The 25,854-nt window shown below is 75.1% G+C and carries 24 protein-coding genes; 13 read left to right on the top strand and 11 right to left on the bottom strand.

The window, feature by feature from the left end; genetic code table 11:
• From ABD994_RS05695 to ABD994_RS05685, 3 genes are read left to right on the top strand one after another with little or no spacing between them, the layout of a single operon-like run.
• Entirely contained in the window at positions 1–942 is a 942-nt protein-coding gene (locus ABD994_RS05695) for a LysR family transcriptional regulator (RefSeq protein WP_345411615.1), read from the top strand.
• A 5-nt stretch (positions 943–947) separates the two neighbouring features.
• Positions 948–2,093, top strand: a complete 1,146-nt coding sequence (locus tag ABD994_RS05690; RefSeq protein WP_345411613.1) for a flavin-containing monooxygenase — start codon at positions 948–950, stop codon at positions 2,091–2,093.
• A complete protein-coding gene (locus ABD994_RS05685) occupies positions 2,075–2,869 on the top strand; it encodes an MOSC domain-containing protein (RefSeq protein WP_345411611.1) in 795 nt (264 codons plus the stop codon). Before ABD994_RS05690 ends, ABD994_RS05685 begins: the two co-directional genes overlap by 19 nt.
• A gap of 4 nt (positions 2,870–2,873) precedes the next feature.
• On the opposite strand, the gene serA is transcribed toward ABD994_RS05685, so the two are convergent.
• A complete protein-coding gene (gene serA / locus ABD994_RS05680) occupies positions 2,874–4,073 on the bottom strand; it encodes a phosphoglycerate dehydrogenase (protein ID WP_345411609.1) in 1,200 nt (399 codons plus the stop codon).
• Between the two features lie 212 nt (positions 4,074–4,285).
• Between serA and ABD994_RS05675 the strand changes: the two genes are divergently transcribed.
• Together ABD994_RS05675 and ABD994_RS05670 are read left to right on the top strand one after the other, a co-directional pair.
• Positions 4,286–5,593: an MFS transporter gene (locus ABD994_RS05675; protein WP_345411605.1), complete on the top strand. Its 1,308-nt coding sequence runs from the start codon at positions 4,286–4,288 to the stop codon at positions 5,591–5,593.
• A 16-nt stretch (positions 5,594–5,609) separates the two neighbouring features.
• Positions 5,610–6,971 carry an LLM class flavin-dependent oxidoreductase gene (locus ABD994_RS05670; protein WP_345411603.1) on the top strand — a complete coding sequence of 454 codons (1,362 nt, stop codon included), beginning with the start codon at positions 5,610–5,612 and terminating at the stop codon, positions 6,969–6,971.
• A gap of 4 nt (positions 6,972–6,975) precedes the next feature.
• Here the strand turns inward: ABD994_RS05670 and ABD994_RS05665 are convergent, their stop codons facing one another.
• From ABD994_RS05665 to ABD994_RS31645, 4 genes are all read right to left on the bottom strand, one after another.
• Positions 6,976–7,872 (bottom strand): ABC transporter permease, encoded by an 897-nt coding sequence (locus ABD994_RS05665; protein ID WP_345411601.1) that lies wholly within the window; start codon positions 7,870–7,872, stop codon positions 6,976–6,978.
• Positions 7,859–8,653 carry an ABC transporter ATP-binding protein gene (locus tag ABD994_RS05660; protein WP_345411599.1) on the bottom strand — a complete coding sequence of 265 codons (795 nt, stop codon included), beginning with the start codon at positions 8,651–8,653 and terminating at the stop codon, positions 7,859–7,861. The genes ABD994_RS05665 and ABD994_RS05660 overlap by 14 nt, the downstream gene beginning before the upstream one ends.
• Positions 8,654–8,681: 28 nt before the next feature.
• Complete coding sequence (locus ABD994_RS05655; protein WP_345411597.1) at positions 8,682–9,767, bottom strand: ABC transporter substrate-binding protein; 1,086 nt, start codon at positions 9,765–9,767, stop codon at positions 8,682–8,684.
• A 151-nt stretch (positions 9,768–9,918) separates the two neighbouring features.
• Complete coding sequence (locus tag ABD994_RS31645) at positions 9,919–10,005, bottom strand: putative leader peptide (protein WP_425550028.1); 87 nt, start codon at positions 10,003–10,005, stop codon at positions 9,919–9,921.
• Between the two features lie 115 nt (positions 10,006–10,120).
• Here ABD994_RS31645 and ABD994_RS05650 point away from each other — a divergent pair, with 115 nt between their 5' ends.
• Together ABD994_RS05650 and ABD994_RS05645 are read left to right on the top strand one after the other, a co-directional pair.
• The gene (locus ABD994_RS05650) at positions 10,121–12,403 is read left to right on the top strand and encodes a molybdopterin-dependent oxidoreductase (protein WP_345411595.1); all 2,283 of its coding nucleotides are present in this window, start codon (positions 10,121–10,123) and stop codon (positions 12,401–12,403) included.
• 37 nt (positions 12,404–12,440) lie between these two features.
• Positions 12,441–13,133 (top strand): 2OG-Fe(II) oxygenase, encoded by a 693-nt coding sequence (locus ABD994_RS05645; RefSeq protein WP_345411593.1) that lies wholly within the window; start codon positions 12,441–12,443, stop codon positions 13,131–13,133.
• A 70-nt stretch (positions 13,134–13,203) separates the two neighbouring features.
• Here the strand turns inward: ABD994_RS05645 and ABD994_RS05640 are convergent, their stop codons facing one another.
• Together ABD994_RS05640 and ABD994_RS05635 are read right to left on the bottom strand one after the other, a co-directional pair.
• Positions 13,204–13,518, bottom strand: a complete 315-nt coding sequence (locus tag ABD994_RS05640; RefSeq protein ID WP_345411591.1) for a hypothetical protein — start codon at positions 13,516–13,518, stop codon at positions 13,204–13,206.
• 10 nt (positions 13,519–13,528) lie between these two features.
• Positions 13,529–14,452, bottom strand: a complete 924-nt coding sequence (locus tag ABD994_RS05635; RefSeq protein WP_345411589.1) for a LysR family transcriptional regulator — start codon at positions 14,450–14,452, stop codon at positions 13,529–13,531.
• Positions 14,453–14,525: 73 nt separating this feature from the next.
• Between ABD994_RS05635 and solA the strand changes: the two genes are divergently transcribed.
• The 5 genes from solA (at position 14,526) to ABD994_RS05610 (ending at position 20,565) form a co-directional block, all read left to right on the top strand.
• Positions 14,526–15,707, top strand: coding sequence for an N-methyl-L-tryptophan oxidase (gene solA, locus ABD994_RS05630; protein WP_345411586.1), 1,182 nt, complete (start codon positions 14,526–14,528; stop codon positions 15,705–15,707).
• The gene (locus ABD994_RS05625; protein ID WP_345411584.1) at positions 15,700–17,025 is read left to right on the top strand and encodes an aromatic ring-hydroxylating oxygenase subunit alpha; all 1,326 of its coding nucleotides are present in this window, start codon (positions 15,700–15,702) and stop codon (positions 17,023–17,025) included. Before solA ends, ABD994_RS05625 begins: the two co-directional genes overlap by 8 nt.
• Before the next feature lie 86 nt (positions 17,026–17,111).
• A complete protein-coding gene (locus ABD994_RS05620) occupies positions 17,112–17,606 on the top strand; it encodes a pyridoxamine 5'-phosphate oxidase family protein (protein WP_345411582.1) in 495 nt (164 codons plus the stop codon).
• Between the two features lie 87 nt (positions 17,607–17,693).
• Entirely contained in the window at positions 17,694–19,934 is a 2,241-nt protein-coding gene (gene treS / locus ABD994_RS05615) for a maltose alpha-D-glucosyltransferase (protein ID WP_345411580.1), read from the top strand.
• A 217-nt stretch (positions 19,935–20,151) separates the two neighbouring features.
• A complete protein-coding gene (locus ABD994_RS05610; RefSeq protein WP_345411578.1) occupies positions 20,152–20,565 on the top strand; it encodes a hypothetical protein in 414 nt (137 codons plus the stop codon).
• Positions 20,566–20,571: 6 nt separating this feature from the next.
• Here the strand turns inward: ABD994_RS05610 and ABD994_RS05605 are convergent, their stop codons facing one another.
• Entirely contained in the window at positions 20,572–21,279 is a 708-nt protein-coding gene (locus ABD994_RS05605; protein ID WP_345411576.1) for a TetR/AcrR family transcriptional regulator C-terminal domain-containing protein, read from the bottom strand.
• 51 nt (positions 21,280–21,330) lie between these two features.
• On the opposite strand from ABD994_RS05605, the gene ABD994_RS05600 reads away from it, so the two are divergent.
• Entirely contained in the window at positions 21,331–22,752 is a 1,422-nt protein-coding gene (locus ABD994_RS05600; protein WP_345411574.1) for an MFS transporter, read from the top strand.
• Here the strand turns inward: ABD994_RS05600 and ABD994_RS05595 are convergent.
• Genes ABD994_RS05595 through ABD994_RS05585 form a run of 3 tightly spaced genes read right to left on the bottom strand, consistent with a single transcriptional unit; the run spans position 22,749 to position 25,845 of the window.
• Positions 22,749–24,098, bottom strand: a complete 1,350-nt coding sequence (locus ABD994_RS05595) for an alkaline phosphatase family protein (RefSeq protein WP_345411572.1) — start codon at positions 24,096–24,098, stop codon at positions 22,749–22,751. The genes ABD994_RS05600 and ABD994_RS05595 overlap by 4 nt on opposite strands.
• A complete protein-coding gene (locus tag ABD994_RS05590; RefSeq protein WP_345411570.1) occupies positions 24,095–24,607 on the bottom strand; it encodes a cytidyltransferase in 513 nt (170 codons plus the stop codon). Before ABD994_RS05590 ends, ABD994_RS05595 begins: the two co-directional genes overlap by 4 nt.
• An 11-nt stretch (positions 24,608–24,618) precedes the next feature.
• On the bottom strand, positions 24,619–25,845 hold the full coding sequence (locus tag ABD994_RS05585) for an acyl-CoA dehydrogenase family protein (RefSeq protein WP_345411568.1): 1,227 nt from the start codon (positions 25,843–25,845) through the stop codon (positions 24,619–24,621).
• Positions 25,846–25,854: the final 9 nt, after the last annotated feature.

Genomic DNA, 25,854 nt, shown 5'->3' with positions numbered 1-25,854 from the left:
ATGCCGATCGACCCGCACCGGCTCCTGGTGCTGCGTGCCGTGCACCGCACCGGCAGCGTCGCGGCCGCCGCCGCGGCCCTGCACCTCACCGCGTCCGGCGTCTCCCAGCACCTCACGCGCCTCGAGTCCGAGACCCGGCTCGCCCTGCTCGACCGCAGCCGCCGCGGCGGCGGGCGCGCGGTGACGCTGACGACCGCCGGGCGCGCCCTGGCCGAGCACGCCGACGAGGTCGCCCTCGCCCTGGCCCGCGCGGGCCGGGAGGCCGACCGGCTGCGCGAGGGCACCCAGGGCACGGTGCGCATCGGCGGCTTCGCGACGGCGCTGGCCGCGTTCGTCGTGCCGGCGCTGCAGGAGATCGCGGTGAGCGACCCCGGCCTGCACGTCCAGGTCCTGGAGGTCCCCGCCGACACCGGCGTCGACCTGCTGCGCGCCGGCGAGCTCGACCTGCTGCTCGCCGAGCGCTACTCCGAGGCCACCGCGCCCACCACCGGCCCGCACCCCGGCCTCGTCGAGGACGACCTGTGCCGCGACGCCTTCCGCGTCGTCGTGCCCCGGGTGTGGGCCGCGCCGGACACCCTCGCGGAGCTGCTCCCCGGGCCGTGGGTCACCTCGCCCCTGCGCCACGGGGCCCACCGCATCCTCGAGCAGCTCTCGGCCCGTCACGGCGTCGCCGTCGGCCACCAGCACGTGTGCACGGAGTCGCGCACGATGATCGCGCTGGTCGCCGCCGGGCTGGGCGCGACGATCGTCCCGGACCTGACGCTCGGGCAGGTCCCCGGCGACGGGGTGCGGGTCTTCGCCACCGCCGAGGACGTCGGGTCGCGGGTGCTCACCGTGGTCGGCCCGGCCGGGGCCCACCGCTCCCCCGCGACCCGCCGCTTCCACCGGCTGGTCCGCGAGATCGCCGGGGGGCGCGACGACGGCGTCCGCGGGGCAGGATGAGCCCCGTGCCCGACACCGCCGAGCCCCTCGACGCCGTCGTCGTCGGCGCCGGCTGGACCGGGCTCGCGGTGCTGCACCTGCTGCGCGGGCGGGGCCTGCGGGTGCGGGCCTACGACACCGCGGGCAACGTCGGCGGCACCTGGTGGTGGCACGCCTTCCCCGGCTCGCACCTCGACGTCGACAGCGCGCTCTACCAGTACTTCTTCGACGAGGACCTCTACCGCGAGTGGGGCTGGAGCGAGCGCTACCCCGCCGGGTACGAGGTGCAGCGCTGGTTCCGGTTCGCCGCCGACCGCCTCGGCCTGCGCCGCGACGTCCGGCTGTCCACGACCGTCACCGACGCCACCCGCGACGCCGACGGGTGGACCCTGCGCACCGACCGCGGCGAGGTGGTGCGCACCCGCGCGCTCGTCGCGTGCACGGGACGCGGATCGGTCGAGCCCGACGTGGACGTCTCCGCCTTCGGTGGGCTCGTGCTGCGCACCGCGTCCTGGCGCGAGGACCGCCACGACCTGCGCGGGCGCCGCGTCGGGGTGCTCGGGTCGGGGACGTCGGCGATCCAGCTGGTGCCCGCCGTCGTCGACGCGGTGGCCGCGCTGACCGTCGTCGCCGACCGGCCGCGCGACGTCGTCCCGCGGGTCAACCCGCTCTACGGCTGGCCCGAGCGCGAGGCCTACCGGGCGCGCTTCGCCGAGCTCCGCGACGCCCCGCACGACCCGCCGCCCGCCCCCGACCGCGACGGCATGCGTGCCCGCCTGCCCGCCGAGCCGCGCCTGGCCACGCTGCTGGTCCCCGACGGCGAGCCCGACGGTGTCGTCCGCGACGGGGGCTGGCTCGAGGCGTTCACCTGCCCGCACGTGGAGCTGCTCGCCGCCGGCGACCTGGCCCGCGTCGGCCCGGACGGCCTCGAGCTCGCCGACGGCTCCGCCCGCCCCCTCGACATGCTCGTGGTCGCCGACCAGCCCGACGCGGGCCCGCCCGCGTCCGGCCGGTTCGGCCCGGACGTGCTCACCCCCACCCGGACCCCACCCGGCACGGCCCCGTGCGTGCACCTGTACCGCGAGGCGCACCGGCTCGCGGACGAGGTGGCGGCGGCCCTCCCCGACGACCGCCCGACGACAGGAGCCCCCACGTGCGCGTCGCCACGCTGACCCGCTACCCCGTCAAGTCGATGCTCGGCCAGCCCGTCGAGCAGGCCGAGGTCACCGCCGCGGGCCTGGCGCTCGACCGGCGCTACGGGCTGCTCGACGCCGCGACCGGCTACGTCGCCACCGCCAAGCACCCGCGGCTGTGGCGTCGTCTGCTGCAGTACTCGGCGGCCGCCGACGGCGACCGCGTGCGCGTCACCGCCCCCGACGGCCACGTCCGCGACGTCGACGACCCGGCCCTGCCCGCCGAGCTCGCCGCCGACCTCGGACGCGAGGTCACCGTCGCCGACGCCCGGCCCGCGGGCGCCGAGGTCGAGCGGCCCGACCCCGAGGACGTGCTGGCCCACGGGGTGGAGTCCGAGGTCGCGGCCCCCACGCTGGAGATCTCGATGGGCAGCGCCGCCGACACGTTCGTCGACTACGCGCCGGTGCACCTCATCACCACCGCGACGCTCGAGCGCCTGGGCGTCGACCCGGTGCGCTACCGCCCGAACCTGGTCATCGAGAGCGACACCGCTCCCTACGAGGAGACGTCCTGGGTCGGCCGAGAGCTCACCGTCGGCGAGGTGGTGCTGCGCGTCGTGCTGCCCACGCCCCGCTGCTCGGTGCCGACGCTCGAGCACGGGGACCGGCCCCGCGCCCCCGAGGCCCTGCGCCCGCTGCTCACCGACAACCGCGTCGACGTGCCGGGCTTCGGCGTGCTGCCGTGCGCGGGCGTCTACGCCGAGGTGGTGCGCGGCGGCACGGTGCGCCGCGGGGACACCGTCGAGCTGGGCTGACCGGTCAGGGCGTCCAGGTGCGCAGCCACACGGTGTGCGGCGAGCGGCGCAGGTCGCCCAGGGCCGACTCCGGGATGGGCGCCTCGGTGTCGGTGAGCACGTAGCCGCGCTCGCCGCGCGTCGACAGCGCCTGGCTGACGACGTTGACGCCGCTGTCGAGCAGCAGCTGGTTGATCCCGGCCAGCACCCCGGGGGTGTTGGTGTGCAGGTAGCCCATGCGGAACGACGTCGGCGTGGCGGGCAGGGCGACCTCCGGCATGTTCACCGACAGCGCGGTGACGCCGGTGTCGGTGAAGCCGATCAGCTTGGTGGAGACGAAGTGCCCGATCTCCTCCTGGGCCTCCTGCGTGGAGCCGCCGACGTGGGGGGTGAGGATGACGTTGTCCAGGCCCCGCAGCGGCGACTCGAAGGTGTCGCCCTGCGCCTTCGGCTCGATCGGGAAGACGTCGATCGCGGCCCCGGCGATGTGGCCGGAGAGGATGTTCTCCCGGAGCGCGTGGTCGTCGATGACCATCCCGCGCGAGGCGTTGATGAAGATCGAGCGCGGCTTCATCTGCGCGAACTGCTCGGCGCCGAAGAGTCCCGCGTTCCCGGGGCGGCCGTCGACGTGCAGGCTCACGACGTCGGCCTCGGCCAGCAGCTCGGGCAGGGACCCGACACGGCGGGCGTTGCCGTGGGCGAGGCGGTCGGCGGTGTCGTAGAAGATCACCCGCAGGCCGACGGCCTCGGCCATGTTCGACAGCTGGGTGCCGATGTTGCCGTAGCCGACGATCCCGAGCGTGCGCCCGCGGAACTCGTGGCTGCCGCGGGCCGACTTGTCCCAGACGCCCTCGTGCATCCGCTGCGTCTTCTCCGGCAGCCGGCGCACCAGCGCGATGATCTCGCCGAGCACCAGCTCGACCACGCTGCGGGTGTTCGAGAACGGGGCGTTGAACACGGCGACGCCGCGCTCGACGGCGGCGGCGAGGTCGACCTGGTTGGTGCCGATGCAGAAGCAGCCCACCGCGAGGAGGTCCTTGCCGGCGTCGAGCACCTCGGGCGTGATCGTGGTGTTCGACCGGATGCCCAGCAGGTCGACCCCGGGCAGCGCGTCGACCAGCTCCGCGCTGGTCAGGGCGCCGGAGCGCACGTCGACCTCGACACCCCGGGCGCGCAGGTTCTCCGCGGCGACGGGGTGGATGTTCTCCAGGAGCAGCGCCTTCACACGTCGAGGGTAGGCCCGTCGGGGCCGGACGTGACGTGTCCCCCGAGCGGTTGACTGCCGCGTCACAGCCCGCGAGGGTCGCCGCCATGGGTGTGCGGAGGGTGCTGACGTGGCGACGCCACGTCGACCTGCTGCGGACGGCGAGCGCCGGCTGTCGCTGACCGTCGCGCCGGTCACCAGCCCTCTCCGCCCGCCACCCCTCGGGAGCCCGCGTGTCCACGACCGCCCCGGTCAGCACGTCCGACAGCATCCACACGCCCCGCCGCGTCGCCCTCGCGAGCGCCGTCGGGACGACCATCGAGTGGTACGACTTCTACCTCTACGCCACGGCCACCGCGCTGGTGTTCAACCAGCTGTTCTTCCCCTCGGTCGACCCCACGACGGGCACGCTGGCGGCGTTCGCCACCTACGCGGCCGGCTTCGGTGCCCGCCCGATCGGCGCGGTGATCTCCGGGCACCTCGGCGACCGGCTGGGACGCAAGGTCGTGCTGGTCGCGGCGCTGGTGACCATGGGCCTCGCGACCACGGCCATCGGCCTCCTGCCCACCTACGCCACCATCGGCGTCTGGGCCCCGATCCTGCTCGTCGTGCTGCGGATCGTGCAGGGGCTCGCGGTCGGGGGCGAGTGGGCCGGGGCGGCCATCCTCGGCGTCGAGCACGCCCCGGCGCGCCGCCGGGGCTTCTTCGGCAGCTTCACCCAGCTCGGCTCGCCGGCCGGGATGCTGCTGGCCACGGGCTCGCTGTTCCTCGTGCGGGTGATCGGCGGCAACGAGGCGTTCCTGTCCTGGGCCTGGCGCCTGCCGTTCCTCGCCAGCATCCTGCTGGTCGGCGTCGGGCTGTTCATCCGCCTGCGCATCTCCGACGGCGCGGCCTTCCGGAGGCTGCGCGACGCCGGCGAGGTCGCCCTGCTGCCGGTCGTCGAGGTGTTCCGCGAGGCGCCGCGCAACGTGCTGGTGACCACCGGCCTGCGGCTCTCGCAGATCGCGCTGTTCGTGCTGCTCACGACGTACGGGCTGACCTACATCACCGGCGAGCTGGGCAAGGCCAACAGCGCCGGACTGCTCGCGGTGGTGATCACCTCGGCGCTCGGGCTGCTGACCACCCCGCTGTGGGCCGTGCTCTCCGACCGCATCGGACGCCGGACGCCGTACCTCATCGGCTCGATCGGCGGCACGATCACCCTCGCGCTGTTCTTCCTCGCCGTCGGCACCGGGTCGACGCCGCTGATCGTGCTGGCCATGGTGCTCGGCATCAACGTCACCCACGACGCCATGTACGGCCCGCAGGCCGCCTGGTTCGCCGAGCTGTTCTCGACGCGGCTGCGCTACAGCGGCGCCTCCCTGGGCTACGGCATCGGTTCCGTGGTCGCGGGCGGGTTCGCCCCGCTCGTCGCGGCCGCGCTCGTCGGCGCCACCGGCTCGTTCTGGCTCGTCGTCGCGTTCCTCGGCGTCCTGTCGGTGCTGACCACCGTCGCCGCCCTCGCCGGGCGGGAGACCGCGCACGAACCGCTCGCGAGCTAGGAGGACGCTCCCGCCCGTGTCACGCCGCATCCACCTCAACGCGTTCGCCATGAACTGCGCGGGCCACCAGTCCGCCGGTCTGTGGCGCCACCCGGACGACCAGGGGTACCGCTACACCGACGTCGAGCACTGGGTGGGCCTCGCGCGCGTGCTCGAGGACGCGGGGTTCGACGCGCTGTTCCTCGCCGACGTGCTCGGGATCTACGACGTCTACGGCGGCTCCCGCGACGCGGCCCTGCGCGCGGGCACGCAGGTGCCCCTCGGCGACCCGATGCTCCCGGTGCCGGCGATGGCCGCGGCGACGTCGCGGCTCGGGTTCGGGATCACGGTGTCGGTGAGCTACGAGCACCCCTACGCCCTGGCCCGCCGCTTCGCGACGCTCGACCACCTGACGAAGGGCCGTGTCGGCTGGAACGTCGTCACCGGCTACCTGGCCAGCGCGGCGGCCAACCTCGGGCTCGGCGAGCAGCTCCCCCACGACCAGCGCTACGAGATGGCCGAGGAGTACCTCGAGGTCTGCTACAAGCTCTGGGAGGGCTCCTGGGAGGACGGCGCCGTGGTGCGCGACGCCGAGCGCGGCGTCTACACCGACCCGGCCAAGGTGCACGACGTCGGCCACCACGGCACGTGGTTCGACGTGCCCGGCCCCTTCCTCTGCGAGCCCTCGCCGCAGCGCACGCCGACGATCTTCCAGGCCGGGGCCTCGTCGCGAGGCCAGGCGTTCGCGGGCCGGCACGCCGAGGCGGTGTTCGTCTCCGGGCCGAGCACCACCGTCGTCGCGAAGTCGGTGGCCGGCATCCGCGAGGCGGCCGCGCAGGCCGGGCGCGACCCGGAGTCGGTGACGGTGTTCGTGCAGCTCGCGCCCGTGGTCGCGCCGACGTCGCCGCAGGCGCACGAACGCTACGAGGAGTACCTGGCGGTCGCGTCGCAGGAGGGGGCGCTCGCGCTCTTCGGCGGGTGGACGGGACTCGACCTCGCCGGGCTGGACCCGCACGAGCCCCTCCGCCACGTCGAGACCGACGCCGGGCGCTCGGCGCTGGCCTCGTTCACCACCGACGATCCGGACCGCGAGTGGACGCTCGCCGAGGTCACCGCACACCTGGCCGTCGGGGGCCGCGGGCCGGTCGCGGTCGGCTCGCCGGCCGAGGTGGCCGACGCGATGGAGCAGTGGGTCGACGAGACCGGCGCCGACGGCTTCAACCTCGCCTACGCGGTCACGCCGGGCACGTTCGTCGACGTCGCCGAGCTCGTCGTGCCCGAGCTGCGCCGCCGCGGGCGGATGCCCGCCACGCCGCCGACCGGGACGCTGCGCGAGGTCCTGGGCGGCGCGGGCCCCCGCGTCGCGCCGACCCACCCCGCGGCGGCGCACCGGCGCTGACGGGTCAGGGCCCGGAGGCCAGGCCCCGCGCCCGCAGGATCCGCCGCTCGAGCGGTCGGAAGACGAGCAGCTCGATGCCGACGCCCACGACGAGGATCAGGATGATCGCCGCGATGACCGTGGGCATGTCCGAGAGCGACTGGCCCTCGTGCAGGTAGGCGCCGAGGCCGAACCCGAGCGTCGGTGACGTCGCGATGATCTCCGCGGCCATCAGCGAGCGCCACGAGAACGCCCAGCCCTGCTTGAGCCCGGCGAGGTAGCCCGGCAGCGCCGCCGGCAGCAGGATCAGGCCCGCGGACTGCAGCCGCGACGCCCCCATCGCCTTGCCCACCCGCGGGAGCAGCGGCGGGACCTGGTCGATGCCCGAGACGAGCCCGTTCGCGATCGACGGCACGGCGCCGAGGAGCACGACGAAGTAGATCGCCGCGTCGTTGAGGCCGAACCACAGGATCGCCGCGGGTACCCACGCCACCGACGGCAGGGACTGCAGGCCCGACAGGATCGGGCCGATCGCCGAGCGCACGAGCGGCACCATCGCGACGAGCAGGCCCAGGGGCGTGGCGACGAGGACCGCGACGAGGAACCCGAGGATCGCCCGGCTCACCGAGGTCCACAGGATCGTCAGCGCCTGCCCGCTCGCCGCGCGCGCGAGGATCTGGTCGAGGACCGCGCCCGGCGCGGGGAGCTGGTACTCCGGCCAGATCGCCGACGCCCACAGCACCTGCCAGACGACGACGAACAGCACGACGGCCACGATCGGCGGCAGCACCGAGCTCGCCGCCCGGCGCCACCACGGCGTCCGCTGCTCGGTGGGGGTGTCGAGGGCGTCGAGGCCGCGCCCGACGTCGGCCTCCATCGCCTCCAGGGTGTCCCGCTCGGAGGCGCGCTCAGCCGCGGGCATGGGCCGAGATCACCTCCCGCAGCTCGCCGGTGATCGTCTCGTGCAGCCCGTCGCGGTCGGGGGCCTCGCGGGTCTCCCACTCGCGCACGACCCGGCCGGGCCGCGACGAGAGCAGCACCACCCGCTCGGCGAGGCGCACCGACTCCCGCACGTCGTGGGTCACGAACAGCACCGTGGTGCCCGTCGCCTCCCACACGCGCAGCAGCTCGGCCTGGAGCACGTCCCGGGTGATCGCGTCGAGCGCGCCGAAGGGCTCGTCCATGAGCAGCACCCCGGGCTCGCCGCTCTCGTCGACCCCCGTGGCCGCCGCGAGCGCCCGGGCGAGGGCGACGCGCTGGCGCATCCCGCCCGAGAGCTCGTGCGGCCGCTTGTCGGCGAGGCCCTCGAGGCGCACCAGCGCCAGGAGCTCCTCGGCCCGGCGGCGCCGGGCGGCCCGCCCGACGCCGGCGAGGCGCAACGGCAGCTCGACGTTGCGCCCCGCCGACAGCCACGGCAGCAGCGCGGCCTCCTGGAACATGACCGCCGGCCGGGCGACGCTGCGCTCGACCTCGCCCGCCGTCGGCTGGTCGAGCCCGGCGACGACGTTGAGCAGCGTCGTCTTCCCGCAGCCCGACGCGCCCAGCAGGCACACGAACTCCCCGGGCTGCACCCGCAGGTCGACGCCGTCGAGGGCGACGACGGCGTCGGCACCGGAGCCGAACACCTTCGACACGCCGCGGATGTCGACGGACGGCGGGCCGGTGCGCGGTGTGCGGCCGGCCCGGTCGAGGGTGGCGGTCACGGTGTCTCCTCGGTTCGGTGGTCGTGCGTCAGCGCTGGTCGAGCCCGGCGGCGGACACCGGCGGCCGGCCCGCGGCCTGGAGGGCCTGGTTGAGCGGGCCGACGTCGACGAAGCCGTTGAGCTGCGTCGCGGACGGGGCGGTCCCCGCGGTCACGGCGTCCTGCGCGAGCTGCGGGAACGTCGCGGCCAGCGGGTCCGGGTCGAGCGAGACGTTCGCCCACGCCCGGTCGAGCACCGGCGCCGCGAGCGGGCGGCTGTTGGTGGCGCCCAGGGCCTGGTTGGCGACGTTCTTCGCCGTGGCCGGGTCGGTGCGGGCCAGGTCCTCGGCCGCGACGAGCCCGCGCAGGAACGCCGACACGGTCGCCGGGTGCTGCTGCACGTAGTCGGTGCGGGCGATGACGACCGTCGTCGGGAAGCGACCGTCGGGCCACAGCGTGCGCTCGTCGAGCAGCTGGGTCGCGCCGCCCTCGACGACGAACCGCGACGAGAACGGCTCGGGCAGCCACCCGCCGTCGAGCTGGCCGGTGCGGTACGCGTCGAGCGCGCGGGCGTTGTCGATGTTGACGACCTCGACGGCGCCGGGCCCGGTGCCGATCGGCAGGTTGTTCTGCCGGAGCCACTTCTTCAGCGCGATGTCCTGGGTGTTGCCCAGCTGCGGCGTCGCGATCTTGCGGCCGAGCAGCTGCTGCGGCGTGGTGATGCCGGGGCGCACCACCAGCTGCGCGCCGCCGGAGGTCGACCCCGCGATGAGCCGCACGCCGTTCGGGTCCTGCTTGTAGGCGTTGATCGCCGGGCCGGAGCCGATGAACCCGATGTCGAGCGAGTTCCCGAGCAGCGCGCTGACCTCCTCGGGGCCGGCGTTGAACGTCTGCGTCGCCAGCCGCGTCGCGCCGAGCTGCTGGGCGAACAGCCCGTTCTGCACGCCGATGAGCGCGGGAGCGTGCGTGATGTTGGGGAAGAAGCCGAGGCGCAGCTCGGGGGCGGGGCCCTGGTCGGCCTGCGGCGCCGGCGCGCTCTCCTGGGCGCGGGAGCAGCCGGCGAGCACGGTCAGCGCGGCGAGGACGGCCGCGACGACCGCGATCCCGGCGCGCCGGGATGGTCGGGGGGTGGGCACGGAGAGGTCTCCTCGGGGGTGGGGACCGCGTGCCGTGGGCGCGCGCCGGTGGGCCCCGGCGTGCGTCGTCCACGGTCACGCGAGGGGGTGTGACGCCGTGGTGGAGGCGGGGCCGAGGGGCGGCGCCGGGCGGGACCCCGGCGCGTCGCGCCTAGCGGCCCCGGCGGCACATCGCGCTGGAGACGCGTGCGAGATCCACGTGGCGGCGGGCCACGAGTCGCAGGCGCAGCGCGGACATGGACACCGAGCCTGCCACCTCCGGGACGCGACGGCCAGCCGCGCACGACCGGTGTGCCCCTGGCCTCACCGGGTTTCGACCGCCGGCACGGACGTCCCCGTAGCGTCGGCGGGCGATGACGATCCACGCCGGACACTGGGGTGCCTACCGGCCGCGGGTGAGCGACGACGGCCGCCTCGTGGCCGCCGAGCCGTTCGAGGGCGACGCCGACCCCTCGCCCCTGCTGGGCTCCCTGCCGGGCGCGGTGCACGCGCGCAACCGGGTCCTCCGCCCCGCGGTGCGGGCGTCGTGGCTGCGGGGCGAGCGGGGGCGCCGGGGCGCGGACCCGTTCGTCGAGGTGCCGTGGGACCACGCGCTCGACCTCGTTGCCGACGCCCTGGCCCGGACCCACGCGGACCATGGGCCGCAGGCGGTGCTCGGCGGGTCCTACGGCTGGTCGAGCGCGGGGCGCCTGCACCACGCGAAGACCCAGCTCAACCACTTCCTGGCCTGCCTCGGCGGCTACACCGGCCAGGTCTCCAACTACAGCTACGGCGCGGCCGACCGGCTGCTGCCCCACGTCCTCGGCGACACCGCCGCGGTCACCGGACAGCTCCCGACCTGGGACGACGTCGCCGCCGCCACCGACACCCTGCTGATGCTCGGGGGCGCGCCGGCCAAGAACGTGCAGGTGGAGTCGGGCGGGACCGGGGAGCACGCCGCCCGGCTCGGGCTCGCCCGGGTCCTCGACGCCGGGACGCGGGTGGTCAACGTCAACCCGGTCCGCACCGACGCGCCCGATCACCCCGCCGTGACGTGGGTGCCGATCCGCCCGGGGGCCGACACCGCCCTGCTGCTCGCCCTCATGCGGTGGCTCGACGCCCACGACGCCGTCGACGAGGACTTCGTCGCCCGGTGCACGACCGGCGACGACCGGCTGCGCGCCTACCTGCGCGGGCGCTCCGACGGCGTCGACAAGACCCCGGAGTGGGCCGCCGCGCTCACCGGCGTACCCGCCGCGACCATCGCGGCCCTCGCCCGGCGCCTCGCCGCGGGGCGCAGCCTCGTCACCGCGACGTGGGCCCTGCAACGAGCCGAGCACGGCGAGCAGCCCTACTGGGCGGTGATCGCCCTCGCGAGCTACCTCGGGCAGATCGGCCTCCCCGGCGGCGGGTTCGGCTTCGGCTACGGTTGCGTGGCCGGCGTCGGCGGCACGTACCGGCCGTTCGGCACCCCGGCGTTCCACCCGCGGCCCAACCCGTGCCGGTCGCGGGTGCCCGTCGCCCGGCTCGCGGATCTCCTGCTGCACCCCGGCGAGGAGTACGCGTTCGACGGCGCGACCCACCGCTACCCCGACGTGCGGCTCGTGTACTGGGCCGGTGGCAACCCCTTCCACCACCACCAGGACCTCAACCGCCTCGCCCGCGCCTGGCAGCGCCCGGAGACGGTGGTGGTGCACGAGCCGTGGTGGACGCCGACCGCGCGGATGGCCGACGTCGTCCTGCCCGCCACCACCACCCTCGAGCGGGACGACATCGCCGCGAGCTCGCGAGACCCGTGGCTGGTCGCGATGAAGCGCACGCTCGACCCGCCCGGCGAGGCCCGCCACGACCGCGCGATCCTCACCGCGCTCGCCGAGCGCCTGGGCATCGGCGCGGAGTACACCGTGGGCCGGGACGACGCCGCGGCGCTGCGCGCGATGTACGAGCAGGCGCGCCGCTCAGCGGCCGGCCACGGGCACGCGCTGCCGTCCTTCGACGCCTTCTGGGCGGTCGGGCACCACCGCTACGACCTGCCCGCTCCCCCGCCGCCGTTCGCCGACTTCCGCCGGTCCCCGTCGCGGGCGCGCCTGGCCACGCCGTCCGGGCGCATCGAGCTGTTCTCGGCGACCGTCGACGGCTTCGGCTACGACGACTGTCCCGGCCACCCCACCTGGCTGCCGCCGGCGTCGTGGCTCGGGGCCGCCACCGAGCGCCACCCGATCCACCTGCTGTCCCCGCAGCCGGGCACCCGCCTGCACAGCCAGCTCGACATGGGCGCGGTCAGCGCCGCGGCGAAGGTCGCGGGCCGCGAGCCGTGCGTGGTCAGCCGCGCGGACGCCGACGCCCGCGGCATCACCGACGGCGACGTCCTGCGGGTGTGGAACGACCGCGGCGAGACCCACGCCGGCGCCGTCGTCTCCGACGACGTCGTGCCCGGCGTGGCGCTGCTGGCGACCGGCGCCTGGTACACGCCGCTGGATCCGTCCCGCGACGGCAGCCCGGAGCTGCACGGCAACCCGAACGTCCTCACCGCCGACGTCCCCACCTCGCGGCTGGCGCAGGCGACGGCGGCGCAGTCGGTGCTGGTCCAGGTCGAGCGCGTGACGTCGGCACCGCACCGCGACCCGCACGCGCTGCCCGCGTTCGTCGACGGCTGAGCGCCACGGCCGGGGCGCCCGCGGTGTTCCCCGGGACATGAGCCTCGACGACCTGTGCTGGGACGAGATCGCCGACCACCTCGACCGCGACGGGTTCGCGGTGACCGGCCCGCTGCTCGACCCGGCGCAGTGCCGGTCGCTGATCGGGACCTTCGACGACGACGCGGCCTTCCGCTCGACGGTCGACATGGCCCGGCTCTCGTTCGGCGAGGGCCGCTACCGCTACTTCGCCGACCCGCTGCCGCCCCTGGTCGCCGAGCTGCGCACCCGGCTCTACCCGCCGCTCGCGGCGATCGCGAACCGCTGGGCCGGGCTGCTGGGCGAGGACGGCTTCCCGACCGCGCACGAAGGCCTGGTCGGCGCGTGCGCCGCGGCCGGGCAGCGCAAGCCGACGCCGCTGGTGCTGCGCTACGGCCCGGGCGGCTACAACTGCCTGCACCAGGACGTCTACGGCGACCTGACCTTCCCGCTGCAGGTCCTCGTGATGCTGAACGAGCCGGACGTCGACTTCACCGGCGGGGAGAGCGTGTTCGTCGAGCAGCGCCCGCGCCAGCAGTCGCGGCCGATGGTCGCGCGTCCCGGGCTCGGTAGGGCCGTCGTCTTCCCGGTGCGCCACCGCCCGAAGCGGGGCGCCCGGGGCTTCCACCGCGTCCAGATGCGTCACGGCGTCTCGGCCGTGCACGCCGGCGCGCGCCACGTCCTGGGCGTGATCTTCCACAACGCTCGCTGACCCGCCGCGAGCGGCACGGTTCGCATGATCGACAGGCCTCGCGGCCTGCCGGACGTGCCTCTCGCGAGGGTCAGACCCCCGAGAGGCGGCGACGGTTGCCGACGACGCGGCGGTGCACCGGCGCGACGACGGCGCCGACCGCGGCGGCGGTGTCCTTCGGGGGCGTGGTCACCGCCGCCACCGCGGCCCGACCGAAGACGTCGGCCTTCTCCTGCACCATGCGCACGAGCTCGCGGCGCTCCCGCGCCGGCGGGGGCCACCCGCCCGCGAGCATCCGCGCCGTGCGGTAGCCGACGACGACCGGGACCGACACCGCGATCTCGGTGAGCTGCAGCCAGGGCTTCACCCATCGGACGCCGGGCAGGGCCGATCCGCTCGTTGTCATCCGTCCCACGCTACGGGTCGAGCGCCGGCAGGTCGGTGGCCGTGACGCGGCGCAGGGCGTCGAGGCCCGCCGCGATCGTCGGCTGGTGCCCGGACCCGGCGCGGACGGCGGCGAGGATCCGCCGGGTCGGCACGGGCGGGGTGCGGATGGGGATGCGCCGGGTGTCGTGGTGGGCGGGCAGGTCGGCCAGGCGCGGCACGAGGGCCACGCCGAAGCCGCGGGCGACGAGCGCGGCACCGGTGTCCCACTCGTCGGCGAAGTGCGCGATGTCGGGCGCGAACCCGGCGACGGTGCAGGCGAGCGTCACGAGCTGGTGGTAGGCGCGCCCCCGGTTGCCGCAGACCCACGGGTCGTGCGCGAGGTCGGCCAGCGCCACGCCGTCGCGCCCGACCAGCGGGTGCTCGGGGCCGACGAGGACGTCCAGCGGCTCGTCGACCAGCGGGTGCTGGTCGAACGCGGCGTCCGAGGCGGGCGGGATGCTCGGGGTCGCGACCACCACGGCGACGTCGACCTCGTCGGCGGCCAGAAGGTCGAACGAGCGGGCCGGCTCGCTCTCGCGCAGGTGCACGCGCAGGGCCGGGTGCTCCTCGCGCAGCAGGTCGAGCGCCTTCGGCACGACCACCGCCGCGGCGCTGGAGAAGCCGGCGAAGCGCAGCGTGCCGCCGACGTCGCCGCTGCGGTGGGCGGACAGGTCGGCCCGCGCGTGCTCCCACTGCGCGGTCAGCGCCTCCGCGTGGGCGATCAGCGTGTGCGCCGCCGGGGTGAGCCGCACCGTCCGCCCGACGGGCTCCAGGAGCACGACGTCGAGCTCCCGCGCGAGGGCCTGCATCTGGTGCGAGACGGCCGACGGCGTCAGCCGGCAGACCTCCGCCGCGGCCGTCACGGTGCCGTGCCGGGCGATCGCCTGGAGCACCCCGAGGCGCCGGTCGATCATGTACGGATCGTACAAGATCAGAGGTTCAACGTTGCGATGGACGCGAACGGTAGGTGCTCCCGACACTGCTGACATGGCACACCGCGTCGTCGTCGTCGGCCTGGGCGGACTCGGCTCCGCCGCCCTGTTCCGTCTCGCCGCGCGGCTCGGCGCCGGGGTGGTCGGCATCGAGCAGTTCGAGCTCGGGCACCACCGCGGCGCCTCCCAGGACCACTCGCGGATCATCCGCCTCGCCCAGCTCCAGGAGCAGTACGCGGCGCTGGCCGGCCCGGCCTACAAGGCCTGGGAGGAGGTCGAGGCCGAGGCCTGCCAGCAGATCGTCACCCGCACCGGCGGGCTGGTGGTCGAGGACCGCGTCGCCCGCGCCGGCACCGCCACGGGCACCCGCAACATCGAGGGCTACACCGCGGTGTTCGACCGCTACGGCGTCGCCTACGAGCGCCTCGACGCCGACGAGCTGACCGCACGCTGGCCGCAGTTCCGCGCCCGCGACGGCGTGCAGGCGCTCTACCAGGCCGACTCCGGCATCGTCGACGCCGCGCGCGCCAACGCCGTGCACGTCGCCCTGGCCCGCGCCCAAGGCGCCGAGGTCCGCACGAGCACCCCGGTGCGCGCGATCCGCCCCGACGGGGACGGCGTCGCGGTGGTCACCGACGCCGAGACCCTGCGCGCCGACCGCGTCGTCGTGGCCGCCGACGCCTGGACCAACCAGGTGCTCGCCGAGACCGGCACGCGGCTGCCGCTGACCGTCCTGCGCGAGCAGGTCACGTACTACGCCACGCCGCACCTGGCCGAGTTCGCGCCGTCGCGGTTCCCGGTGTTCATGTGGCACGGGCGGCACAACTTCTACGGCTTCCCGGTGTACGGCGAGGTCGCCACCAAGCTCGGCCAGCACATGGGCGGCGAGGAGACCACCGCCGACGGGCGCGGCTTCGAGCCCGACCCCGTGCGCCGCGCCCGGTACGCGGACTTCGTCGCCGCGCACCTCCCCCGCTTCGGCGGGCCGGAGCTGTACTCGAAGACCTGCCTCTACACCGTCCCGCCGGACCAGGGGTTCATCCTCGACACGCTGCCGGAGCACCCGCAGATCACGGTCGCCAACGGGGCCGGCCACGCGTTCAAGTTCGCCGCGCTCATCGGCCGCCTGCTCGCCGACCTGGCCCTCGGCGACGCGCCGTCGTACCCGATCGACGCCTTCTCGATCACCCGCCCCGCCCTGACCGACCCGAGCTTCCCGCGGAGCTTCCATGTCTGAGACGCCGTCCCGGATCCCTGCCACCGACCCCTACGCCGCGCTCCCGGCCCGGCCCGTCGATCCGGCCCAGTTCACCGCGGAGAGCACCTACGCGCCCACCCGGCTGCCCGTCGAGCTCGCCTCGACGCTGCTGCCCGACGCGTACACGAGCCCGGAGTTCTTCGCCCTCGAGCGCGAGCGGCTGTTCGCGACGAGCTGGGTGGCCGTCGGCATCGCCGGCGACGTCGCGCGGCCCGGCGCGTGCGTGGTCGTCGAGGTGGCCGGGCGCTCGGTGTTCGTCACCCGCAACCGCCACGGCGAGCTCCGCGCGTTCCACAACCTGTGCCGCCACCGCGCCACCAAGCTGCTCGACAACGACGCCCGCGAGGTCGGCACCCGCGGGCGCATCCGCTGCCCGTACCACTCCTGGACCTACGACACGGACGGCACGTGCCTCGGCACGCCCTTGTTCGAGGGCTCCGACGTCCCCGCCGGCCAGGAGCCGATCTTCGACACGTCCGTCGCGACCGGCTTCGACCGCGCCGACTACGGCCTGCTGGACGTGGCCGTCGACACCTGGGGCCCCTTCCTGTTCGTCAACCTGTCGCGTGACCCGTCGCCCCTGGCCGAGCAGCTCGGTGACCTGCCCGCGCGCTTCGCCGACCACCGCCTCGACGAGTGGGTCACGCAGCGGTCCACGACCTACGACGTGGCCGCCAACCACAAGCTCGTCGGCGAGAACTTCATGGAGTACTACCACCTGCCCTGGGTGCACCCGGAGCTCGCGCGGGTCTCGAAGTTCTCCGACCACTACCGCTGGCAGGGTCCCGGGATGTACACGGGCATGTGCACCACGCCGGTGTCGCGCAACACCGACGCCGGCGGCTGGGACGGCCTCGCGCCCCTGAGCACGCTCGGACCGGCCGACGCCGACGCCGGGCGGTTCGTCTGGCTCTTCCCCGCCACCGCGCTGGTCGTGCTGCCCAACCACGCGTTCGTGCTGTTCAACCGGCCCGTCGCCCCGAACCGCACGGTGGAGACGGCGGTGCTGCTCGCCCACCCCGAGTCGCTCGCGGGCCCGGACGCCGAGGACGGCGTCGAGCAGCTCGCCAAGTTCTGGGACCTGGTCAACACCCAGGACCTCGAGATCGTCGAGCGCGTCCAGGAGGGCCTGGAGAACCCGGCCTACCGCGGCGGGCGGATGTGCTTCCGCTTCGAGGAGCCGCTGCACCGGTTCCAGAACATGGTGATCGACAAGATGCTCGGGATCGACCGGGTCCCCGGCGGTGACGCGCTGGACGCCGGGGAGACCATGACGCGGATGTTCCCCGACCCGTGACCCCGACCGTCGAGAATCCGGGACCGGCTCCGTCCTCGACGGGTCGGCGGCCACCGGGGCCACGACGGACGGGACGGGATGTGCTCATGGACCGGAACGAGCTCGACGGGGAACTCTCCGCCCCCGGCGCGCAGGAGCTGCTGACGACGACGGCGATGGCCCACCTCGCCTACACGGGCGGGGACGGCACCCCTCGGGTGGTGCCGGTCGGCTTCTTCTGGACCGGCAGCCAGGTGGTCGTCTCCACGGCGGCGACGGCGCCGAAGGTGGCCGTGCTGCAGGCGCACCCCGACGTCGCGGTGTCGATCGACGCCGGCGACACCCCCGGGGGTGCGCGGGCCCTGTCGATCCGGGGCCGGGCCGAGGTCCGGATCGTCGACGGCGTCGTCGAGGAGTACCTCGCCGCGTCGCGGATCAGCATGGAGCCCGCGGCCGCCGCGGAGTTCGAGCAGGCGGTGCGGGGGTTCTACGACCGCATGGCCCGCATCGCGATCACCCCGACCTGGGCGCGCTTCTACGACTACGACGCCGGGCGGGTGCCGCGCTTCCTGCAGGAGCTCGCGGAGCGCCAGCAGTCCTGACGGGCGCGCCCGGCCACCGGTCCCGGCGCGCGGGAGGCGACATGTGACGATGTGTCACCACTCCAGGCGTCGAGACGAGGTGCGTGGTTGGACGAGCAGCCCGAGGTCCCGGACGAGCCGACGGGCATGACCTACGCGGAGCACTTCCACCCCGCGCGACCGCGGGCGCTGCGCCACCGTCCGCGGGTGCGGCAGAGCTTCGTGCGGCAGGGCACGGCGCGTGACGGGGAGCCCGTGGGCACCAACCCGTCGTACGTGGCGTGGCTGCGCTCGGAGTCGATGCTCGCCGACGCCGACGTCATCGCCCGGCAGTTCTCGGGCAACGGCGCGATGTGGCAGAACCCGTACGCCGACCCCGACCCGCGCCTCGCGGTGGAGACGGCGTCGGTGTGGTTCACCGCCTACCCCCTGTCGCTGATCACGCGGCCGGGCCAGTCGTTCCTCGCGGCGCTGGGCGAGGAGGAGCTGTGGGCGGCGTTCGCCGACGTCGGCATCGAGGCCGTCCACACCGGCCCGGTGAAGCGCGCCGGCGGCATCAGCGGCTGGTCGCTCACCCCGAGCGTCGACGGGCACTTCGACCGCATCTCCACGGTGATCGACCCGGCGTTCGGCACCGAGGCGGAGTTCCGCGCGATGTGCGGCATGGCCACGTTCCACGGCGGCACGATCATCGACGACGTCGTGCCCGGGCACACCGGCAAGGGCGCCGACTTCCGGCTCGCCGAGATGGCCTACGCGGACTACCCCGGCATCTACCACATGGTCGAGATCGAGCCCGACGACTGGCACCTGTTGCCGGAGGTGCCGCCCGGCCGCGACTCGGTCAACCTCGACGCCGCCGCCGAGGAGCAGCTGGAGAAGACCGGCTACATCATCGGCCGGCTCCAGCGGGTGATCTTCTACGCGCCCGGGGTCAAGGAGACCAACTGGAGCGCGACGCGCCCGGTGACCGGCGTCGACGGCGCCGTGCGCCGCTGGGTGTACCTGCACTACTTCAAGGAGGGCCAGCCCTCGATCAACTGGCTGGACCCGACGTTCGCCGGCATGCGCCTGACCATCGGTGACGCCCTGCACTCGCTCGCCGACCTCGGCTCCGGCGCGCTGCGCCTCGACGCCAACGGCTTCCTCGGCGTCGAGAAGAGCGCCGCCGAGGGGAACCCGGCGTGGTCGGAGGGCCACCCCCTCTCCGAGGCCGCGAACCACCTCATCGCGAGCATGGTCCGCAAGGTCGGCGGGTTCACCTTCCAGGAGCTGAACCTGACGATGGACGACATCCGTCAGGTCGGCGAGGCCGGCGCGGACCTGTCGTACGACTTCGTCACCCGCCCCGGCTACCACCACGCGCTGGCCACGGGCGACACCGAGTTCCTGCGGCTGTGCGTGCGCACCAGCCTCGACACCGGCATCGACCCCGCCTCGCTGGTGCACGCGCTGCAGAACCACGACGAGATGACCTACGAGCTGGTGCACTGGTCGACCGGGCACCGCGACGACGTCTTCACGTTCCGCGGCGCGGAGACCACCGGCGGCGAGATCGGCGACACCGTGCGGCGCGAGCTCGCGACGCGGTTGGCCGGTGAGAGCGCCCCGTACAACCTGGTGTTCACCACCAACGGCATCGCCTGCACCACCGCGACCGTCATCGCCGCCGCGCTGGGCCTGCGCGACCTCGACGCGCTCGACGCCGACGACGTCGAGTGCATCCGGCAGATCCACCTGCTGCTCGCGATGTTCAACGCGATGCAGCCCGGGGTGTTCGCCCTGTCGGGCTGGGACATCACCGGGATGCTGACGCTGCCGCCCGAGCGCGTCGCGGGCCTGCTCGCCGAGGGCGACACCCGCTGGATCCACCGCGCCGCCCACGACCTCATGGGCGTCGCGCCGGACGCGACGCAGTCGGCCGAGGGCATGCCGCGCGGGCGCAGCCTCTACGGCAGCGTGCCCGACCAGCTCGCCGACGAGGCCAGCTTCCTGCGCCAGCTCGCGGCGATCCTCGGGGTGCGCAAGCACTACGGCATCGCGACGAGCCGCCAGGTCGACGTCCCGGACGTGTCCCACCGCGGGCTGCTGGTGCTCGTCCACGAGCTGGACGGGTCCCGGCCCCGGCACGCCCTCACGGTGCTCAACTTCGCCGCCGAGCCGGTGACGGCGACCGTGCGCTCCGAGGTGCTCGTGCCCGGCAGCAGCGTGGTCGACATGTTCACCCAGGAGACCGTCGGCGTCGTCGACGACCTGCACGCGTTCACCGTCGACCACAACGCCCACCAGGGCCACGCCCTGCTGGTGGAGGCGCCGGCGGCCGACCGACCGGACCTCCGCGAGGAATGAGATCGCCGGGAATGGCGGCGTCGCCCGGGAGGAGCAGCGCCGAATGATCGACCGCCATTCTTCCGCGTGCCTTCCGCGCCGTTCATGACGGCATATCCGTCCCGTTCTCTTCGTCCTCGCCCGATCGGCCCCGGAATGGGTCACACCGAACGCCGATTGCTCGACCGAGGAGTGGCGAGGACCCTCGCCCCCATCTCGTCGTCGAGGGGGGTTCGCGATGACCACCACCATGTCCCTGCGGGCCGTCGCCGCGACTCTGCTGATCGGGGCGGGTCTCGGCCTGGTCGGCTGCTCGTCATCAGCGCCGCCTCCGCCGCCTCCCCCGCCGCTCCCGGCCGGTCACTACACGAACCCGAACACGCCCCACGGCACGGAGACGTTGGACGTCAACGCCCAGGGCGGTTACATCCAGGCCGCCACCGTCGCCGGCGTGCACCACAGCATCAACGGCACCACGGCGCCCGCGTCCGATGGACTCACCTTCACGGAGAGCTTCGGAGGGGCGTGCACCGGTCAGCCCGGGACCTACGTGGTGACCACCGACGCCGGCGGTGTCCATTTCCGTCTGGTCACCGACCCCTGCGCTTCCCGCGCTCAGGACTTCCCGTCGGGCGCGTGGTCGCGAGGGTAGGGAACGCTAGAGCCCGTCGATCATGAGGCCGACGGTGAAGTCGAACCGCTCGTGGCCCTCGCCGGCGGTGAGCTCGGCGGCGTGGCGCCGCACGGTCGGGAACGTCGCCGCCGGGAGCGCCTCGAACCGGCGGACCAGCTCGTCGCGGTCGAGCACCCAGGCGGCGTCCGCGTCGCCCGAGCGCGCGCGGGCGATCGACACCTCGAGGCAGTAGGCCGAGACGTAGAGCAGCAGCGCGTCGCACGCCCAGGCCGCGTCGCGCGGGGCGACGCCGCCGGCGAGCAGGATCGCGAGCATCCCCTCGTTGACCCGCAGGACCTCGAGGTCGGTGGGCACCATCGCGAGCGCCGCCCGCGAGACGCCCGGGTAGCGCAGGTACCGGTCGCGCAGCGCGGCGCAGACGGCCCGGATCTGCTCGCGCCACGTCGCCGGGTCCGGCGCCGGCAGCTCGACCTCGCGGCAGAGCCGCCCGATGAGCAGCTCGTCGAGGTCGGCCTTGTTGACCACGTGCGCGTAGAGCGACGCGGGCCCGGTGTCCAGCGCGGTGGCGAGCCGGCGCATCGTCAGCGCCTCGTACCCCTCGGCCGCGACGACCTCGAGCGCGGTGTCCACCACCTGCTCGACGGTCAGCGGGGACGCCCGCCGCCGGGGGCGCGCGTCGGCGACCTCCGCCCCGGCCCGGTGCCGGGCGGCCCGCCGCTCCCTCGGGTTCACACGGTCACCCTAGCTTGACGCGAACGGCGTTCCCTGACTAGAACGGTGTTCGTGCTGACGAACACCGCTCCTCCTCGCTCACTGCGCGAGGCCTGGATCGCGCTGACGGGGCTGTCCGCCGTCTTCCTGGTCGAGATGCTGGACAACTCGGTCCTCACCGTCGCGCTGCCCACGATCGGGCGCGAGCTGCACGCGTCGACGCTCGCGCTGCAGTGGGTCACCAGCGCGTACGTGCTGGTCTTCGGCGGGCTGATGCTGGTGTTCGGCGCGATCGCCGACCGCGTCGGACGCCGGCGGGTCATGCTGGTCGGGCTGGCGCTGCTCGGGATCGCGAGCCTCGCGACCGCCGTCGTCACCAGCGCCGAGCAGCTCATCGCCGTCCGCGCGCTCATGGGCGTGGCGGCGGCGATGACGACGCCCGGATCGATCGCGCTCGCCTTCCGGCTGTTCGGCGACGAGGGCCTGCGGATGCGGGCCATCACGCTGATCTCGACCGTCGGCCTGGTCGGCCTCGCGGTCGGGCCCGTGGTCGGCGGGTTCGTGCTCGCCGTCGCGCCGTGGCAGGTCCTGCTGCTGGTCAACGTGCCGATCGCCGCGCTCGCGTTCCTCGGCGTGCGGCTCGGGATCGCCCCGGACGACCCCGCCGACCTGCACCGCGTCCCCCTCGACGTCCCCGGCGCGCTGCTGGGCACCGCGACGATCGTGCTCGCCCTCCTCGCGCCCACGCTGTTCGTCGAGCGGGGCAGCGGCGCGTGGGCGCCGTGGGTGGCCACCGCCGCGGCCGTCGTCGCGGGGACGCTGTTCGTCGTGCGTGAGCGCACCGCGCGCCACCCGCTGCTCGACCTCGCGCTGGTCGCGCGCCCGCTGGTGTCCGGCGGACTGGCCCACAAGGCCGCCGCCGGCCTGGCCGTCACCGGCCTCGGCTACGTCGTGACGCTGCAGCTGCAGCTCGAGTGGGGCTGGTCGCCGGGCCTGGCCGCGCTCGGGATGCTGCCCCAGGTCGCCGTGCTCCTCGCGGCGGGGCCGTTCGTCACGCCGTTCGTGGAGCGGGTCGGGTCGGACCGCGCCGCCTGGCTCGGCTCGGCCGCGATCGTCGCCGGGCTCGCCGTCTTCACCACCGCCGGCCGCGCCGGCTACCCCGGCGTCGCCCTGGCCCTCGCGCTCGTGGCGGCCGGCCTGCGCGTCGTGGGCGTCGTCGCCGCCCTGAGCGTCATGCGCGGCCTGCCGCAGAACCGCACCTCGATCGGCGCGGCGCTGGTCGACACCGCCGACGAGGTCACCTCCGGCGTCGGCATCGCCGTCACCGGCACGGTGCTCGCCGCGCTCGTCACCGGCTCGATCGCGACGCCCACCCTGTCCCCGGCACAGACCGCGCAGTTCGGCCACGCCGCGACGGTCTCGGGGCTGGTGCTGACGCTCGCGGCCGCCGCGCTCGCCGGGTGGGCCACCGTCCGGACGCGGAACGCGGTCTAACCGGGGTCGACCATCGCCGGCGGGTCGTCGGGCAGGGCGGGCGTGCGCCGCGGGGTGGGGCGGTGGCCGAGGAACGCGGGCCGGTTCGCGTGGCCGAGCAGCAGCGGGAGCACGTCGCGGGCGGTCACCGCGCCGTACCAGCCGGCGTGCGCCGGGGCCTCCCCGAACGCCGTGACCGCGTCGGGCCGCACGGTCGGGCCTGCGACGACGAGCGGGGTGGGGTCGCCGGTGTGCAGCACCCCGCCCGTCGACGGCGTCGCGTGGTCGCCGGTGACGGCGACGACGGCCTCGCCCGCGAGGTCGAGCAGGTCCGCCAGTCCCGGGTCGGCGGCCTCGAGCACCTCGAGCTTGGCGCGCGGGCGCTTGGTGTGGCCGGCGTCGTCGGTGGCCTTGGTGTGGACGTGGACGAACGCGGCGCCCCCGGCGACGAGCTCGCGGGCCGCGGCCAGGCGCGCGCGGAGGTCGTCGCCGACGTCGGGCACCGGCGGGAGGTCACGGGTGCGCAGGCCGAGCACGGCAGCGAGGCCGCGGTAGAGCCGCGTGCTCGTCACCGCGGCCCCGGGGACGCCGACCTGCTCGGCGAACGACGGCACGTCGCCGAGCGCGCCCGACCACTTGGTGGTGAGCACGTCCAGCGGCGGCACGCCGCGGGCGGTCCGGGCGGCGTTGACGGGGTGCGCGCGCTGCGCCGCGCGGACCTCGTGCAGCAGCGCGGTGAGGGCCGCGGCGGTCGGGGCCGCGCCCGGCGCCTCCGCCAGCGGCAGCACCCGCAGCCAAGGGTGGCGGTCCTCGAAGAACGGGTCGGAGTCGGTGACCGCACCGTCGGCGTGGGCGGGCAGCAGGAGCACCGCCTCGCCGCGCCCACCGAGCGGCTCGAGCCGGTGGCCGTGAGCGCCGGCCAGGAGCGCGAGCTCGGCGAGCAGCGCGGCCGCGTCGTCGGCGTCGTCCCGCCCGGCCCGACCCGTGATCCACACCCGGCCGTCCGGGCCGGTCCACGACGTGCGCACGGCGGCGTGCGTGACGGCCACCCCGGGCGGGACGTCCACCCCGGCGCCGAGGGCCTCGAGCACCGCCCGGCCCGGGAACGGCACGTCGGCGTACCCGAACAGCGCCCAGTGCGCGAGCTCCGAGGACGCCGCGCGGCCCCAGCCGAACGGCAGGTGCCACCCCGACGCGCCCCGCGCGGCGAGGGCGTCGAGGACGGGCGTGCGCGCCGCCTCGGCCGGGGTGCGGCCACCGAGCTCGGGCGCGGGCCGGTCGCCGAGGCCGTCGAGGACGACGAGCACCACCGGCAGGCGGTCGTCGGCGAGGCGCGGCTGCGTCTCGCCGTACCCGGGTGCGGTCACGCCAGCAGCTCGGCGAGGACGGGCACGGTCGCCGGCGGCACCAGCTCGCGCCACGTCCCGTCGGCGAAGCGCGCGCGGATGGCCGCGGCGTCGAGCTTGACCGCGGGATCGCCGTCGACGACCACCACGCGGTAGCCGCCATCGGCGAGCCGGCCGGCCTTGTCGGACTCCCACGCCGAGTAGGCCCGCACGTAGTGCACGGCCTCGCGCGGGACGTACTCGGCCCACACCTGCGGGCGGGTGAGGTCGAACGGCACGACGGTCGTGCGGTCCGCGAGCCCGGCCGCGGCGAGCGCGGCGTCGAGCAGCCGCACGCGCTCGTAGTAGGTGAACGGGTTGGCCTCGTCGGTGTGGCGGTGCGCCGACGTCGCCGCGAGGTGGCGCGCGGCGGTGTCGGGGTTGGTGACGGCGACGACGAGGTGGTCGTGCTCGGCGAGGGCGAGCGCGAACAGCTCGAGGTGCTGGGCGTGGACGGGCTGGAAGCGCCCGGTCACGGCCGCCAGGGTCATCGGGCGGAGCGTCATCGGGCTCCGCGCAGCAGGCCGCGGGCGATGGCGTTGCGCTGGATCTCGACCGTCCCGGCGGGGATCTTGAGGTTGCGGGCGATGCGGTAGAGCTTCTCCTCCGGCGAGCCCTTGCGCAGGCCCGTCCCGCCGTGGACCTGCACGGCGCGGTCGGCCACGCGCAGGAACGCCTCGTCGTTGATCACCTTGACCAGGCTCATCAGCCGCGGCGCCGCGGGGTCCAGCGGCATGCCGAACGCGCCGCCGGGCAGCGCGTCCAGCTCGGCCTGGGCCTGCAGCGACGCCGCCCGGGCGGTGTACACGTCGGCGTCCATGTCGGCGAGCATGTGCTGCACGGCCTGCAGCTCGGCGATCGGCGACCCGCCCGAGGTGCGCCGCTGCGCCCGCTCGAGGGCCCGGTCGAGCAGCCAGCTCCCCCATCCCGCGCACATCCCGCCGCGGCACAACCGCCGCCAGTTGATCCAGGCCATGGCCAGCGCGAACCCGTCGCCCGGCTCGCCGACGACGTCCTCCGCGGGCACCCGCACGCCCTCGAGGTGCAGCTCGCCGGTGAGACCGTCGTCGAGCATGGTCGGGATGTCGCGGCCGCGCGTGAAGCCCGGCGCGCGGGCGTCGACGAGGAACATCGACAGCGAGCGCGTGCCCGCGCCGGGGTCGGTGACGGCGGTGATCTGGACGACGTCGCAGAAGTGCGCGTTGGTGATCCAGGCCTTGGTGCCGTCGAGAATCCAGTCGCTGCCGTCCCGGCGGGCGCGGGTCTCCATGCCCAGCACGTCGGTGCCGACGTGGACCTCGGTGTTGGCGAACGCCGCGGTGATCTCACCGGCCAGCAGCGGGTCGAGCCACTGCTCGCGGGCCGCGTCGGAGCAGTGCTCGATCGCCGGGTTGGGGCCCTCGGTCCACGCCAGCGCCGCGAGCCCCAGCCCCAGGCCGGCGTGCCGGTAGACGTACTCCTCGACGTGCTGCATCTCGGCGCGGGTGAACCCGCCCCCGCTGGGGACGTGGGGCGCGTAGAGGTCGGCAGCGGCCGCGCGGCGCTGCACCTCGCGCCGCGCCTCCCACACCGCGGGGTGCATCCGGCCGGCCTCGTCGAGGCGCGGGTTCCACGCCGTGCCGGCGTCCCGCGCCGCGAGCTCGGCCTCGAGCGGGGCGACCTCGGCGTCGAGGAACGCGGCGAAACGGGTCGCGTAGTCGGTGACGCGGTCGGTGGAGCCAGTGGTCACCCGCAAGCC

The organism is Actinomycetospora chlora (genome assembly GCF_039542135.1).
GTDB classification, from domain to species: Bacteria; Actinomycetota; Actinomycetes; order Mycobacteriales; family Pseudonocardiaceae; genus Actinomycetospora; species Actinomycetospora chlora.
Note: the sequence above shows the minus strand (reverse complement) of the source record. Positions and strands in the feature narration are given on the sequence as shown.

Bases quoted from the DNA above. Each gene is read 5' to 3' on its own strand.
- ABD994_RS05695 (WP_345411615.1), top strand. From the start codon at position 1: ATGCCGATCGACCCGCACCGGCTCCTGGTGCTGCGTGCCGTGCACCGC.
- ABD994_RS05665 (WP_345411601.1), bottom strand. From the start codon at position 7,872: ATGCCCGCGGCTGAGCGCGCCTCCGAGCGGGACACCCTGGAGGCGATG.
- ABD994_RS31645 (WP_425550028.1), bottom strand. From the start codon at position 10,005: ATGTCCGCGCTGCGCCTGCGACTCGTGGCCCGCCGCCACGTGGATCTC.
- ABD994_RS05650 (WP_345411595.1), top strand. From the start codon at position 10,121: ATGACGATCCACGCCGGACACTGGGGTGCCTACCGGCCGCGGGTGAGC.
- ABD994_RS05645 (WP_345411593.1), top strand. From the start codon at position 12,441: ATGAGCCTCGACGACCTGTGCTGGGACGAGATCGCCGACCACCTCGAC.
- ABD994_RS05640 (WP_345411591.1), bottom strand. From the start codon at position 13,518: ATGACAACGAGCGGATCGGCCCTGCCCGGCGTCCGATGGGTGAAGCCC.
- ABD994_RS05635 (WP_345411589.1), bottom strand. From the start codon at position 14,452: ATGATCGACCGGCGCCTCGGGGTGCTCCAGGCGATCGCCCGGCACGGC.
- solA (WP_345411586.1), top strand. From the start codon at position 14,526: ATGGCACACCGCGTCGTCGTCGTCGGCCTGGGCGGACTCGGCTCCGCC.
- ABD994_RS05625 (WP_345411584.1), top strand. From the start codon at position 15,700: ATGTCTGAGACGCCGTCCCGGATCCCTGCCACCGACCCCTACGCCGCG.
- ABD994_RS05620 (WP_345411582.1), top strand. From the start codon at position 17,112: ATGGACCGGAACGAGCTCGACGGGGAACTCTCCGCCCCCGGCGCGCAG.
- ABD994_RS05610 (WP_345411578.1), top strand. From the start codon at position 20,152: ATGACCACCACCATGTCCCTGCGGGCCGTCGCCGCGACTCTGCTGATC.
- ABD994_RS05590 (WP_345411570.1), bottom strand. From the start codon at position 24,607: ATGACCCTGGCGGCCGTGACCGGGCGCTTCCAGCCCGTCCACGCCCAG.